The sequence below is a fragment of the Chitinophaga sp. LS1 genome (genome assembly GCF_034274695.1).
Classification (GTDB): domain Bacteria; phylum Bacteroidota; class Bacteroidia; order Chitinophagales; family Chitinophagaceae; genus Chitinophaga.
Genome location: NZ_CP128362.1, coordinates 631951 through 647253 on the forward strand (window position 1 = coordinate 631951; position 15303 = coordinate 647253).

12 protein-coding genes are annotated in these 15303 nt (G+C 44.7%); 2 read left to right on the forward strand and 10 right to left on the reverse strand.

Going from position 1 to position 15303, the window contains the following annotated elements:
* Positions 1-25: 25 nt before the first annotated feature.
* The 10 genes from QQL36_RS02630 to QQL36_RS02675 all read right to left on the reverse strand — a co-directional run bounded on the left by QQL36_RS02630 (position 26) and on the right by QQL36_RS02675 (position 11079).
* Entirely contained in the window at positions 26-655 is a 630-nt protein-coding gene (locus tag QQL36_RS02630; protein ID WP_083720207.1) for an RNA polymerase sigma-70 factor, read from the reverse strand.
* A 206-nt stretch (positions 656-861) separates the two neighbouring features.
* Positions 862-1359 carry a ferritin gene (locus tag QQL36_RS02635; RefSeq protein ID WP_083720206.1) on the reverse strand — a complete coding sequence of 166 codons (498 nt, stop codon included), beginning with the start codon at positions 1357-1359 and terminating at the stop codon, positions 862-864.
* A 30-nt stretch (positions 1360-1389) separates the two neighbouring features.
* On the reverse strand, positions 1390-1734 hold the full coding sequence (locus QQL36_RS02640) for a cupin domain-containing protein (protein WP_083720205.1): 345 nt from the start codon (positions 1732-1734) through the stop codon (positions 1390-1392).
* A gap of 28 nt (positions 1735-1762) precedes the next feature.
* Positions 1763-2443, reverse strand: coding sequence for a DUF4369 domain-containing protein (locus QQL36_RS02645; protein ID WP_321568804.1), 681 nt, complete (start codon positions 2441-2443; stop codon positions 1763-1765).
* Positions 2444-2569: 126 nt separating this feature from the next.
* Positions 2570-3886, reverse strand: coding sequence for a sugar porter family MFS transporter (locus QQL36_RS02650; protein ID WP_321568805.1), 1317 nt, complete (start codon positions 3884-3886; stop codon positions 2570-2572).
* Positions 3887-4032: 146 nt separating this feature from the next.
* Positions 4033-4863, reverse strand: coding sequence for an aldo/keto reductase (locus tag QQL36_RS02655; RefSeq protein WP_321568806.1), 831 nt, complete (start codon positions 4861-4863; stop codon positions 4033-4035).
* Between the two features lie 21 nt (positions 4864-4884).
* Positions 4885-5865: an aldo/keto reductase gene (locus QQL36_RS02660; RefSeq protein ID WP_321568807.1), complete on the reverse strand. Its 981-nt coding sequence runs from the start codon at positions 5863-5865 to the stop codon at positions 4885-4887.
* A gap of 167 nt (positions 5866-6032) precedes the next feature.
* Positions 6033-6959, reverse strand: coding sequence for a glycoside hydrolase family 43 protein (locus QQL36_RS02665; protein ID WP_083720200.1), 927 nt, complete (start codon positions 6957-6959; stop codon positions 6033-6035).
* Positions 6960-6976: 17 nt separating this feature from the next.
* Entirely contained in the window at positions 6977-9409 is a 2433-nt protein-coding gene (locus QQL36_RS02670) for a glycoside hydrolase family 95 protein (protein ID WP_321568808.1), read from the reverse strand.
* Positions 9410-9531: 122 nt separating this feature from the next.
* Complete coding sequence (locus QQL36_RS02675) at positions 9532-11079, reverse strand: GH39 family glycosyl hydrolase (RefSeq protein WP_179090949.1); 1548 nt, start codon at positions 11077-11079, stop codon at positions 9532-9534.
* Positions 11080-11547: 468 nt separating this feature from the next.
* Between QQL36_RS02675 and QQL36_RS02680 the strand changes: the two genes are divergently transcribed.
* A complete protein-coding gene (locus tag QQL36_RS02680; protein ID WP_321568809.1) occupies positions 11548-13299 on the forward strand; it encodes an ABC transporter ATP-binding protein in 1752 nt (583 codons plus the stop codon).
* A gap of 36 nt (positions 13300-13335) precedes the next feature.
* A complete protein-coding gene (locus tag QQL36_RS02685) occupies positions 13336-15201 on the forward strand; it encodes a helix-turn-helix transcriptional regulator (RefSeq protein WP_083720195.1) in 1866 nt (621 codons plus the stop codon).
* The last annotated feature ends 102 nt before the right edge of the window (positions 15202-15303 follow it).

The window sequence follows — 15303 nt, forward strand, 5'->3', positions numbered from 1 at the left end:
AAATTTTAACATATAATTCCAAGTCCTAATTACCCATAAATATGAATAAAACTAATATAGCACTAATGAGATTGTCTGTCGCCTGTCGGTTTACCTTCTTCAAATATGGATCCATCGCCTTACTCATCTTCTTCATAGCCCGAAGCATCTGAGTGTGTACTGTACGATGTGAAATGTTGAGAATCTCTGCTACCTCCTTGTATTTCATACCATTTTCCTTGATAAGCCGGAATATGATACCACATTGACGGGGAAGTGTACTTATCGCCTGATCCATTCTGAAAATCAGCTCTTTCTTCTCCAGTTCCAACTCCGGCGAGGCTTCATTGATCAGCACTCCGCCTCCGTCATGGTCCTCAATATTGACTACCTGTATACTGGAAAAACGTTTATTATAGTTCAGGGCCTGGTTTTTTACAGCAATAAACAGATAGGTTTCGGGCTTTTCTACCGCCTGCATCTGAACCCTGTCCATCCAGCATTTCACAAAAACATCCGATACTATCTCTTCAGCAACCTGGTGATAATGAACGTACAGCTTGCAAAATTTAATGAGTCGCGGGTTTAATGCGTGAAATAAACCCTCAAATGACCGGGCATCACTCACCTTCGTGAAGCGCTCCCATAGATCATTTATATTAACCTCTTTTTGCATTCTAACTTTTCATTATATTTCGGACAGCAATGTAGTAAAAGTATATGGCAAATAAAAATAATAAATCTTTCTGAATTAATTATTTATAATATATATTATTACCGATACATTAATATTTAGGGGTATCAGATTAGCACAAAAAAAGAGGGGGAAGCAGTCCTTACCCGGACTACTTCCCCCTTCTATATCAAGGAGTTATATTTTCCCTATTCCTGCTCCATCGTCATTATGTCACGATCGAACAAATAGAGACCACTTTTGTCATCTCCAATCAGTTCCAGCTTATCATTACACTCACGGGCCAGTCTTTCCTCTTCAATCTGCTCATTTACATACCACTGCAGGAAGTTGTGCGTAGCATAATCTTTCTCCTGTAATGACATGTCTACCAGCTCATTAATCCCCTCACTCACCTTCACCTCATGGGCAAACAACTCTTCAAAAGCCTTCTTCAATGATGGGAAGGTCAGCACCGGCTGAGCCAATGCAGGTACGAGGGCAAAACCACCCCGCTCATTTATATAATGGATCAGTTTCAGCATGTGCATTCTCTCTTCGTCACTGTGCTTAAAGAAGAATTTTGTTACTCCCTTCAGACCAGGCTGAATGTCTGCCCAGCTACCCATGGCGAGGTAAGCCTGTGACGACTGCGCCTCCATTAAAACCTGCTTGTTCAGCGCTTCCTGCATTCTTTGTGACAACATAATATTCGCTTTTTGTTGATAATTAATTGATTATCTATGTAAAAAGTCTTCTCTCATGGGATTGAAGACGTCAATAAGTACTCCTTCTTCTTTGCAAACCACGCCATGGATGGCTCCAGACGGTACTGAAAATACATCCCCTGTCTGCAATATTTTCTTGTGGCCGGCAATCTCCACCTCAAACGATCCCTTTTCCACATACGACATCTGTAAATGTGGGTGCGCGTGTAACGTACCTACTGCACCGGTTTCGAAAGCCACTTTTACGATCATGAGCTGTTCACTGTATGCCATGACCTTTCTCTTGACTCCGGGATCCGTTGGCTCCCATACAATATCAGCATCTAATTTATAAAAAACAGACAAGTCCGCCATTTGTTGCTTGTTAAGGAATCAAATATAATTATTTCAGGAGCTTTCTAAACGCTTTTCCCTGCGTACTTGATTTTATCGCCGGCGATAACAATTGATATAATGAATCTGCTTTCGTATCCGGCACCCCATTCGCATACCACTGCAATGCTACTATACTGATGATGGAATTGGGATGTGTAGCGGCAAAACTAAGGTACACCTGCTTTTCGTCCTTTCGGGTGATTGTGTATTCATCAGCAATGGATGACTGAAATGCAGGAAGGTGCCTGGCTTCCAGCGGAGCGGATGTATAATCGCGATAAATGCTCTTTTGCTTTTCCCGGATCGGTTTGAGCCGGGCCTGTAACGCCTGGTATTCCTGATTTACAGCACCAGCGGTAAATGTAGCTGTTATCAGAGAATCTTTACCAGTGAGTTCCATCGTCCCTTTTTCTATGTAAAAGAGAATGGCATCCAGTGGCAGAGCAGCCATATTTTGTGGGGTCGTCAGTATCAACAACGCATCAGAAACATCGCTGATGGTGCCTTTGAATTCAAATTTCCCATCCTGCAAATGTACGCTGTCACTGATTTCCTTTCCATTGGAAAGATAGGTCAGCAATAATTGACAGTCAGGTCCGAGATGACCAATCTGTCCTTTCAGTACAAAGGGAGTTTGCTGGGCGGCTACTGTGAGGGGAAACAGTAGGGCAAAGAGTAGTGGCTTCATGCGTGGCAAGGGTTATGATTCCTAATTTAAACAAAATTCAGTTACGTTTCCGTCCACCGCAGGCACTGTAAGCAAAAAACCACTTCCGCGTTAGACAGAAGTGGTTTTTTTGTGCGTATTCGAAAATTACTTAATTCCCAACTCTTTTTGAATCGCCTCCAATGACTTACCCTTCGTCTCAGGCATCATTTTCAGTATAAACAACAACTGCAACAACATCATCACACTATAGAATACAAATGAGTAGAAACCTCCATGCTCACTGCCTTCCACAATGATAGGGAACGTCCAGGAAATAATCGCTGCCATAATCCAGTGTGTAAAACTCCCCAGTGATCCCCCCTGTGAACGTACTGAATTCGGGAAGATCTCTGAAATAAACACCCAGATCACCGCACCCTGTGAGAATGCAAAGAATGCAATAAACCCAATCAGGTAAATCAACACATTACTATTCGCAGCATGTGCATCCCTGAAAGCATAAGCCGTCAACCCCAGGAAAACAATCATACCTACTGACCCGATTAACATCAACGTCTTACGACCAAATTTGTCAATCACCGTCATCGCCAGCAATGTAAACAGGAGATTCGCCGCACCAATGTACACAGGTTGCAAATAGGCTTTACTTTCATCAAAGCCTGCCATTTCAAAAATGCGTGGTGCATAATACAGGATCGCATTGATACCTGACAACTGATTGAACATCGCCAGCAATACCGCATACATCACAGGTTTCATATACCTGCGCTGGAACAGCTTTTCCTGGTGTGCCTGCACAGATTCTTTGATGGATTGTATCGCACCATTTACATCCGTTTCCAGTAAGCGGTTCATAATAGGAATCGCCTCTGCCTCACGGTTGTTAAGGATCAGCCAGCGGGGACTTTCAGGAATAGAACGAAGCAAAACCCAGAAGAGGGCAGAAGGAAACACCATTATTCCCAGCATCCAGCGCCATGCATGATCTCCTAAACCTATAAAGAGGAAATTGGTGAGATAAGCGATGAAAATACCAGCTACAATGTTTAACTGAAACATACCTGCCAGCCTGCCCCTGAGAGGTGCAGGCGCTATTTCAGAAATGTACATAGGCCCTACTACTGAGGAGGCTCCTACTGCAAACCCACTGGTAAAGCGGAAGAATACAAACAGGAACCATGCAGAGACAGAAGCACAGCCAATAGACGAAATCACGAAAATAACGGCAATAGTGAGCAAAACCTTTTTACGGCCATGAATGCGGGCCGGACCACCTACAACCAATGAACCGATGACTGTGCCGATCAGACTGGCGGCCACCGTGAAGCCATGCCAGAAAGAATCGAGTGACCATAATTGTTGAATGGTTTTTTCCGCACCTGAAATAACGGCTGTTTCAAAACCGAAAAGAAAACCGCCAAGGGCGGCAATCAGGGCGATACGTACAGGATAAGAAAGCATATTAGACTGAGTAACGTGGTTAAAAAAATAAATATAATATGCTTTTTTCGTAAAGAGAAATCCCAAACGATTTCACCTTCTGTAAAAACGTTTGGGATTTCGTTATATGACCCGCAGCTCGTCTTTATTTGGCGGCCAGCCGGCTTTTATTTAGACAAAGTGTCAAATTCCTCATCCGTCAATTCTACCTCAGCAGCTTTCAGATTCTCTTCCAAATGCGCTACTGACTTAGTTCCCGGAATCAGCAATATATTATCTGCCCGCTTCAGCAACCACGCCAATGCGATCTGCGCCGTTGTTGCCTGATGCTTATCAGCAATTGCCTTGATCTTGTCCGCCATTTTTTGCGGACCAGATGCCAGCGGGTACCAGGGAATAAATGCCAGGTTCTGCTCTGTAGTATAATCCAGCACTTCTTCCCACTTCCTTTCACCCAGGTTATACAGGTTCTGCACAGATACGATCGGCAGCATCTGCTGCACCTGTTTGATCTGGTCTACTGTCACTTCTGATAAACCTACATAACGGATCTTTCCTGCCTTTACCGCTGCTATCACCGGTTGCAACGTCTCTTCCACTGGCGTATTCGGATCAATACGGTGTAACTGCCACAAATCAATCGTATCTACTTTCAGCCTTTCCAGACTGCCTTCAATATTCTCACGAATAAAATCAGGTTTACCATTCGGCACCCATTTATCAGGACCTGGACGTACAAAACCACCTTTGGTAGCAATGACCAGATCTGATTTATACGGATGCAGGGCATCTGCAATCAGTGTTTCATTCATCTTTGGACCATATGCTTCTGCTGTATCAATGAAATTTACACCACCTGCCACAGCAGCCTGCAATACTTTCTTTGCATTCTCCCGGTCATCTACCTCTCCAAATACGCCCTTGCCTGTAAGTTGCATACCTCCATAACCAAGACGGTTTATTTCCAGTGTTCCTCCAAGTTTAAATGTTGTTGCCATTTTACGTGCTTTTAATTTGGGTTAATTATTCGCCATTTTCTCCTGTATTTCCGTATACCTGGCGCCGGTATCCGGATACTTTTTCAGTAATGCCTCCAGTGCAGACAGATCCTCCACTGTGAGGTCCAGATCTACCGCTGCTGCATTTTCCTCCAGGTACTTACGCTTCTTTGTGCCTGGTATCGGAATGATGTTCACTCCCTGTGCCAGTACCCATGCCAGTGCCAGCTGTGCAGGCGTCGCATTTTTACCAGCGGCCAGTGCTGCAAACCCGCTTGCCAACTTCGCATTGTTATCCGCATATTCCTGTTGATAACGTGGAATACCTTTACGGAAATCACCTTCCGGCAGTGTACTTACATCCAGTGTATTCGTTACCAGCCCTCTGGCCAGTGGACTGAATGGCACAAAAGTGATGCCCAGCTCCTGGCAGAGCGGCAGGAGCTCCTTTTCCACATTCCTCGTGAGTAAAGAGTATTCACTCTGCAAAGCGGTGACAGGATGTACTGCATGAGCTTTGCGGATGGAAGCAGGGGAAGCTTCGGAAAGACCAATGTACTTTACCTTTCCTTCTTTCACCAGTTCAGCCATTGCACCTACCGTTTCCTCAATGGGAACATTGGGATCTACTCTATGTGCATAATAAAGGTCAATATGATCTACCTGCAGTCGTTGCAGGCTCTTCTCTACAGCAGTTTTCATATAAGCCGGTGAGCCATCGAAAACCTGTTTACCATGACCCAGCGATTTAAAGCCAAACTTGGTGGCGATAAATATCTTGTCGCGGTTGGGTACCAATACCTGGGAAATGAGTTTCTCATTCTCTCCATCACCATATACATCCGCAGTATCCCAGAAGTTGATGCCCAGTTCAAGTGCGCGGTGTAAAGTTGCGATTGATTCTTTGTCATCGGGAACACCATATGATTGGCTCATTCCCATGCAGCCCAGTCCGATTGCAGATAATGATTCTCCTGTAGTGCCTAGTTTCCTGTATTTCATTGTCATTAATTTTGGAGTTATACAAAATAAAAGCAAAATAGGATGCACTCTTTTTGAATGCATCCTATTTTTAAAGATAGTACGAAAATCATCTAAGCCTTTGACAAATGATGGTTTTCATAAATGGCCATGCGGCCGGCTTATTGAGTTAGTGAACTGGAACCAACTTATTGTGTTAGTAAATTGCCGAACTCCTTCTCCGTCACCGTAAAGATCGTCCCATGCCTGACCCCTTTCGGTAAACTGATCTGGTCTGAAACATCTTTCCACACCTTCCCATCTGTAGAGCTGATCGCCCCATATTTATGTTCTGTATACTTATCAAAATAGATCAGCCAGGTGTTCCCGATCTTCATCGTAGTAGGCCCCTCTGCCCAGTATTTACCAGTAATAGATGGCCCTGCCTTTGTATACGGTCCTGTTAGTTTACTACTGTATGCCACACGCAGATATTTTGCAGGTGGTTCAATGGTCTCATCTTTCATCACCATCATATACTTTGAACCGTCCTTTACAATCGTTGCATCAATCACATTAAAACCCGGATCATATAACAATTTAGTAGCCGAATACTTTTTAAAATCTTTAGTGGTCACATAATACATCCGGTGATTATACCCACTCTCTTTCGCAGCCGCAGTCTCTTTAAACTGACCCGAAATAGTCGTGGCCCAGTAAATCATATACGTCTTTGATGCCGCATCGTACGTGATCTCCGGCGCCCAGCAATTCCTCGCACTATCTTCCTTCGCCATTACAGGTATAAATTCCTGCTCAGACCAGTGAATCAGATCTTTTGACGAAGCATAGCCAATGCCTTTATCATTCCAGCTCACAGTCCATACCATGTGAAACAACCCATCTCCTCCCCTGATGATACAGGGATCACGCATCAGTTTATCATTGCTCACCACCGGTGTTAAAAAAGAAGAATCACCCTTTAAAGCCGACCAGTTATAACCATCTTTGCTGTATGCAAGATGCAACCCATCTTCACCATTTCCCTTGAAATATGCGAACAGGTATACGTTTTGAGACATGCCGGCGAGTGCCTGCAGCATGCAAAGGCATGATAGTAATGTACGTTTGACCATAACAGAAAAATAAGCAATTAATTTGTGAGTACATACGTTTTGCCCTTTTGTGTCGGCAAATCATATAGTTGTGTAGTTGAAATCTGCATAGGCGAAACCTTCCTGGCATCTTTTACAATCGGCTGTGCAATCTCCACTACCTCGTAAAAAGGATTCAGGTTATCCCCATTCGCTGTCACCAAACCCTTTCCTTTCAAAGCATTCGGCACACGGATCCGGCAATTACCACCTAATGTTGACAATATCTTCAGCTTCACCACTTTCCCATCTTTCCACTCCAACGCTGTAATGGTAAATCCACCTCTTGCCCTCAATCCATTCACATAGCCCTGCTTCCACTCCGCCGGCAATGCTGGCAATAACTGTATCGCCCCATCATGGCTCTGCATCAGCATTTCCGTTATACCTGAGGTACAACCAAAATTGCCGTCAATCTGGAAAGGTGCATGCGCATCAAACAGGTTGGTATAGGTACCCCCACCATGCTCTCCTACGGGTGACAACTGGTTTCTGATCAGTTGCAATGCATGCTCACTATTCTGTAATCTCGCCCACCAGTTTACCTTCCAGCCCATACTCCAACCGGTGGATACGTCTCCCCTTTCCAGCAAAGTAGTATTTGCGGCACTATATAATTCAGGATGTCTGTAAGGAGAGATCTGGGCAGCAGGAAACAACCCATATAAATGAGAAATATGCCTGTGATGATCCTCCGGATTATCCAGGTCTTCCATCCATTCCTGCAACTGGCCATACTGCCCCACCTGCATAGGGGGCAGCTTACTTCTCACCAGCTGTAAAGTATCAGTAAAAGCAGTATCCAGTTTCAAAATATGCGCAGCACGGATCGCTGCACTCAATGCATCAAATACAATCTGGTTATCCATCGTACACCCTGCATCAAAAGATACACCCGGTCTGATCTTCGGCGCATTCTCAGGCGAAGTACCAGGATTGATCACCAGCCAGTGATGCACTGGATCCTCTACCAGGTCATCTACAAAAAACAAAGCGGCTCCCTTTATCGCAGGATATACATCCCGCAAATAAGCAGTATCACCATTGTATAAATAACGATCCCAGAGGTGCTGACTCAACCACGCTCCTCCCATACTCCACACCCCCCAGAATATTCTGTCTACAGGCCCTGTAATCCTCCACAGATCAGTGTTATGATGCGCTACCCATCCCCGCGCACCATACATAGTCCGCGCAGTATGCTGCCCTGTGACAGACAGTTCCTTCACCATTTGAATCAATGGCGTATGCATCTCCGGCAGATTATCTTTTTCTGCCGGCCAGTAATTCATTTCAGTATTGATATTGATCGTGTACTTGCTGTCCCATGGCGGCCGCATTTCCGCATTCCAGATGCCCTGCAGATTAGCAGGTTGTCCACCGGGTTGTGAACAGGAAATGAGCAGATAACGTCCAAACTGGAAATACAATGCTACAAATTGCGGATCGTAAGTATGCGCAAAGTTTTTCAACCTTACATCCGTCGGCTCTTTCGCCGCTGCCGATGTACCCAGGTCAATTGAGACCCTGCTAAAATAATGTTGATAAGCTGCTACATGCTCCTGCAATAATGCCGGAAATCCTTTTGTACTGGCTTGTTTCAGATAAGCACCGGCTTTCGCTACCGCATCCCCGCCTATATCATTGTAGTTGATATAGTTCGTCGCAATAGAGATATAGATCAACGCCGTCGTTGCGCCGCTGACTGTTATCGCCGTATCATTCGCTGTGAGTGTTCCATTGGTCACAATCTTTGAGATCCCATGGAACACGACCTTTCCTTCTACGCCTTCATGACTGTTGGTAATACCATGAATAGTCAGGGTATCGCCCCCTGCTTTGACAGGTGCATTTGGCTGTAATGTGGATAAGTATGCACTGAATGACAGACTACCTGCCTTACTGCTGCTCAGTTGTACGACAATCGCCTGCGCTGGTACGCTGGCAAAGACTTCGCGGGTATAGGTCACACCATTTACGGTATAACGTGTAGTAGCTACAGCACGGTTCAGATCCAGCTCCCTGTAATAACCGGTAAACTGGTCATGACCGGGAAAGGTTAAATTCAGATTGCCCACTGGCTGAAACATTTGCCCACTGCTGGTTTTGCATTGCATTTTTTCAGCGGCAAGGTCCTGTGCTTCTTTTTGCTTACCTTCAAAAATCAATCGCCTGATGACTGGCAATGCAGCCAAAGCATCGGGGTTGTCGTTGTTGTTCGGACTGCCTGTCCATACAGTAGATTCGTTGAGCTGAATGATTTCATGAGCAGGATTGCCATAGACCATTCCACCCAGACGACCATTGCCGACAGGTAAGGCAGCTGTCCATACATTTCCGGCTGGTTGACGATACCAGAGTTTGAGACCAGATTGCTGGGCAAAGGTTTGTAAGGCGAACAGACTGCTGAGTAGCAGAAATAGTTTTTTCATAACGCATGGATATGCGTATAAAAATAACCCATATTGTCAAAATGACAATATAAAAAGGATGAACGTCAACAATATCAAAAAGCCGCCTTCATTTTTCGCACGAAATAAAGACTGACCTTTATCTATTTAGACAATTCATCAATCAACACCACATCCCAGGGCGCCAGGTTCTTCTCTATATACAACACACCGGTTGCACTGGATAAAACCTGTTCTTCATTCAACCCATTGGCTACCTGTTTCATTACTTCTACCTGGTCTCTGTTCAATGGCTCCGGACTACCGGCCTTCGCCCATTGAAAGATGGCATTGCCATCTTCTTTTGACAAGATATCCACATTGAAACGGGCATCAGGATGCATATTTTGAATCTTGAATGAATACAATTTTGTCTCTCCCTTTGACATCAGTGCAGTCACTGCTGCCCTATCTCCTCCAGATACGCCGGTTGTCACTGTCACAGGAATATTATAAAGAATGGCGCTGATCTTCTTTGAATCTTTATGACGGGTCACGACAATGCCATCTTTATTATATAACAACTCTTCGCCCAACGCATTTAACATACGATAAGCATGGAATGCTGGTTTTGCAATACCACTGGCATTCATCAAACCCTGACCACCATGGAAAATATCTTTGAGCTCTTCAGGTCCGTCTATGAATGAACTATAGAACACCCCATTCACTAATCCCACCGCATCCACATTCTCCTTCACGATAAAAGCTGCTGCAGGCAAATCGTCACGCACAGCATCAGAAGGTATAGGGCTGGTGCTCCACCTGGTCACAAAGATTTCTGCCTGTGGAAAATTTCTGCTCACCGTATTACGCAACGCTGTCAGATCCTTTGCCGTAGCACCTAATTCCCGGGGCTTACCTGCACTGTCTGAAGGATATGGATGCGCTGTCACGAAATCAACGGCCAGTTGCTCCTGTCTGCAATAGCCCAGGAATTCATCCAGCCATGCACCCTGGGTATCGCCAGAGAGCCCGCTGGTAGCAGGCCCACCCACTTTAACTTTGGGCGCTACCGCCTTCATAGCGGTTACAGTTGTTTTGTATAAAGTAAAATATTGTGTTTTGGTTCCATCCCAGAATGTACGCAGATCCGGTTCATTCCATGTTTCGAAATACCATTTATTCACTTCCTCTTCACCATACTTGCCCACAATGTGTTTGGTAAATTCTGTCACCAGGTCATTCCATTTTGTAAAATCTGTAGGTGGCACCACCCTTGCATTCCAGCTGAACTGGGTCGCATCGCTGCCAGCGATATCTTTTGGAAAGAAGCTGAATGCAATAAATGGCTTTACCCCCGCTTTGAGTGTTTTATCAAGCAGGTCGTCTACCAGGGTCCAGTTATACAGCCCCCCGTTATACACCCCCATGTCATCGTGAAAAATGCCTGTGAAACGGGCATACTTAAAGCCACAGGCTTTGGCCGCCACCGAAAGTTGGTCCCCCCAAACGGGTCTGGAAGCATCATTGGCCCTGCCGGCACCAACCCCTTTGTTCCAGTGTGGTTCAAAGAATTTTCCAGGATTCTTAGCATCGATAATAAACGGAGGTTGTTCTTCCCATAATGCCATGCTTTTCACAGTTCCGGGCAAGACTGCACTGCCTGCTACAGTGATCAATGCCTGCTTTAAAAAATTTCTTCTTTCCATACGAATAGGGTTCTTTAGTGCTTTGGTCCCCCTGGTTGTGGCCATAGTTTTTCATGGGAATGCTGTTGGCGGCCGGGGTTCCAGTTCTATATTGCTTAATATATAATGATACTAAAGCCAATATGATATTAAATATACAGCTTTTTATTTACCACACAAGGGGCTTCACAAAATATTGGTTACTACCGTAATATGATAAATTATATTATTAAGTTATGACAGGTTAGGGCATAGAATGGTTAAAATAATATTATTAGAAATAAGGACAGGCATTTACTGATTCAAGTACCTTCCCTTTTAAAGCAGGGTCGCCTGCCAGCAAGTGATCCGGTTCCATATCCTTGTATTCATTCAGGCCTGCCAGCCCCCCTCTGCATTTCTACTGCCGCTTTCCACAAAGTGCATGGCATATTGCCAGCCAGCCTGAAAAATTAACATCGTGGTGTAATTTTTGCCGCTTGTATTCGCATGAAAATTTTCTGGCAATACATGCGCCCTCATCGCTGGATGATCTTGCTTTCGCTGGTGCTGGCAGGCATCGCCCAGGTGGCCACCATGTATGACCCCATTATCTTTGGTAAAATTATCGACAATTATGCTTTGCACCCCGGAGACAGAACGGAAACCGTTTTAATCAAAGGTGTGGTGTTCTGGCTGATCATCGCTATTTCAATAGCCATGGTTGCCAGGTTAGCCCGTTCTCTGCAGGACTTTGTCATGCGCCTCATCGTACAGCGCTTTGGTATGCAGATCTTCAACGATGGCCTGAAACAAACACTACGCCTCTCTTTCCAGGAATTTGAAGAACAGCGGAGCGGTGAGACGGTTGTACTATTACAAAAAGTAAGAAACGATACTGAACGGTTTTTCAACGCGTTTATCAACATCCTGTTTTCAACAGTAGTAGGTGTAGGTGTGCTCACATGGTATGCCCTGCATAAAAACTGGATGCTGGTACCTGTGTTTTTCGTAGGGGTGGGTGTGTTAGGTACACTGACAAGTGCACTGAGCAGAAAGATGAAAAAAATTCAGCGCAGCATCAACAAAGAAACCTTAAAACTTTCTGGTTCCATCACAGAATCATTGCGCAACATTGAGCTCGTTAAGAGCCTTGGGCTTACCTTTCCTGAGATCAGAAGATTGAGAACGTTTACAAAGAACATCTTCGATCTGGAAATGAAAAAAGTAAAACAGGTCAGAACACTTTCATTCCTGCAAGGTACTACACTGAACATCCTCCGGCAATCTATTCTCTTCATTTTACTCTGGCTCATCTTTCATAAAGTATTGAGTACGGGTGAACTGATTGCCATGCAATTTATATCCGCTACAATCTTCGGACCGTTACAGGAGTTGGGAAATATTATTCTCTTTTACCGGGAAGCAGAAAGCTCCTTACTGTTATTTGATCAGCTCATGCAGAAACCTGTGGAAGATAAACCTGACACACCAGTCTCTTTAGGACCACTGGAAAATATCCGCTTTGATCACATTGTATTCCGCCACCAGACAGCAGAACAGAATGCCCTGGATGATATCAGTTTTGACGCCCAACTGGGGGAAACCATTGCCTTTGTAGGCCCTTCAGGATCTGGTAAATCAACGCTGGTGAAACTATTACTGGGACTTTATCAGCCCGTATCCGGTCATATCTATTTCAACGAGGTGGCATCAGATGAAATTCATTACAACCAGCTGCGTAGACAGATTGGATTTGTATCGCAGGAGACACAGTTATTTGCAGGGACATTCAGAGACAATTTATTGTTTGTAAAACCCGATGCAACGGAAGAAGAAATGATCGAAGCCCTGCACAAGGCAGCTGCAACGCCCTTGCTCACACGCTCTTCACAAGGCCTCAATACCTTGCTGGGTGAAGGAGGACTAAAACTATCAGGTGGGGAAAAACAACGTATTTCCATCGCCCGGTCATTGATCCGGCACCCCCGGTTATTGATTTTTGACGAAGCTACATCGGCACTGGACTCGCTGACAGAAGAAGCTATTACTGAAACAGTCAGGTCTATATCGGCCAGCAGAGAGCAGTTGAACATACTCATCGCACACAGGTTATCCACAATTATGCATGCAGATACCATCTATGTACTTGAAAAAGGGAAGATCGTAGAGACAGGCACACATGACCACCTATTGACACTCAAAGGATTATACTACGCCATGTGGAGACAACAGATTGGGGAAAGGAGAGTGGTCAGTTGAGTAAGAATACTCGCGAATACTCATTATTTTTGCTAAATGACCCAAAAAAGAATATACCATATCCTATTGATTGTATCACTGTGTCTGCAAATGCCAGCTTATGCACAGTCAATCCTCATTGATTCACTACAAAACTTATTGTCCCGCAAGGACTTACCGCTGGAAGACCGGGTAACCAGCACCATGTTGATGGCGCGGATTACCGGGAATAAAGACATGAAAGCGGCCATCGTACTCAATCAGCAGGCGCTGGCCATGAGCACAGGCCTCAAAGACCTGAAATACAGGGCTAATATATTCAGCAATCTCACACAGCAATATGCGCTCGATGACAGCTTTTCATTAGCTACAAAAGCCATGGATAGCGCCTTATATCTCGCACGTAAATCGGGCGATAAACAGGCACTGGGATTAGCATATTACCGCAAAGGATGGCTCCATATCATAGAACAGCAGGAAGACAGCGCGACCCACTATTTCTTCGAAGCATTGCGGATATTGGATGGACAAAAGAAATTAACCTGTGAGCCGGCAATCTATTACTTCACTGCAGCCACCTACGGTGACTGGAATGACCTGGATGCACAGGAAAAATATGCAAGACTATCTCTCTCCACCGCCATGCAAACCCAAAAGCCGGATGACCTGGTGAATGGATACCAGGCATTGGGCACCTACCTGGAATACAAATACAGGTCGAAGATGAATGATACCACCAAATACCTGCTTGACTCAGCATTGTATTGCAATAGAATGGCATTGCTCATCATTAAAGCGGAGAATGGAAGATTGGTAACCCGGAGTGCTCCCGCTCTATTATCGCTGAACACCGCCAATATGTTTGCAGAAAACTGGCCGGAGCAAAAGGATAGTATCATGCATTACCTGTACATGGCCACTGAATATGCAAAGGCCACGGAGCAGCAGGAAATACTGGCCAATTGCTATGGTATGCTAAGTGATATTGCAGTACACGATGGCAATCTGAAAGAGGCGGAAAATTTATTACTAACCGCATTTTACACAGTAGAAAGTTATCCCGCAGGTGGTGCACAGGTAAAGTCACATATCATGCAGGCACTCGCAAATGTGGCGGAGAAACAAGGCAACACGGCAAAGGCTTTAAAGTATTACAAACAATACATTGATTACTACCAACAGGCTTTTGACAATGAAAGATTGTCTACCGCAAAACGCTTAGGCGCACAATACGAAGCGGAGAAAAAAGATAAGGAATTACAGCTATTACAACAGAAAGCATCCTTCAATAAGGAATTGAATTTCTTCTACATTTCTTTAGCTATCGCTGCTGTACTGATCCTGATCTTCTTCTTCAGATCATATCATTTCCGTCTAAGAGCCAGCTTACAAAATCAGCAATTGTTAGAACTGGAAAAACATGATGCACAATTGCAATTGAAATTGGAAGCAGAAGAAAGAGCGAGATTAGAAACAGAGCAACTGCTCATGCAGGAAAGACAGGAACGATTACAAAAAGAGTTGCTGGCAGGCGCCCTGCAGGTAGAAGAAAAGAATGAATTGCTGCAATCCTTACAGAAAAAGATCACCACCATATCCGGCACAGATCCGCTCTTACGACAAATGGATCGCATCATCACTGATAGCCGGAAAATGGATGAAGAATTCGAAGCAGCAAAAGCTGATTTCAAAGAAATAGATCCCGAGTTCTTCAATCGCTTACAGCAAAAAGCAAAAGAGAACCTCACAAGATTAGATCTAAAATATTGCTCCTACATAAGAATGGGGCTCACCAACAAAGAGATTGCCTCCCGCCTGGCAGTAGAAGCGAAGAGTATCAGAATGGCACGCTACCGCTTAAAACAAAAACTAAACTTACCTAAAGAAGAAAGCCTCGACTTATTTCTTACAACACTAATTTAAGCAGCCAGCATTGAAGCTCAAGCTGCCAGCATTCAACCCTAAGCATTCCGGTTGCGCTTAATACGCTCCATTCTTTCAGCCGGCCGCTGGCCAACAAACGCC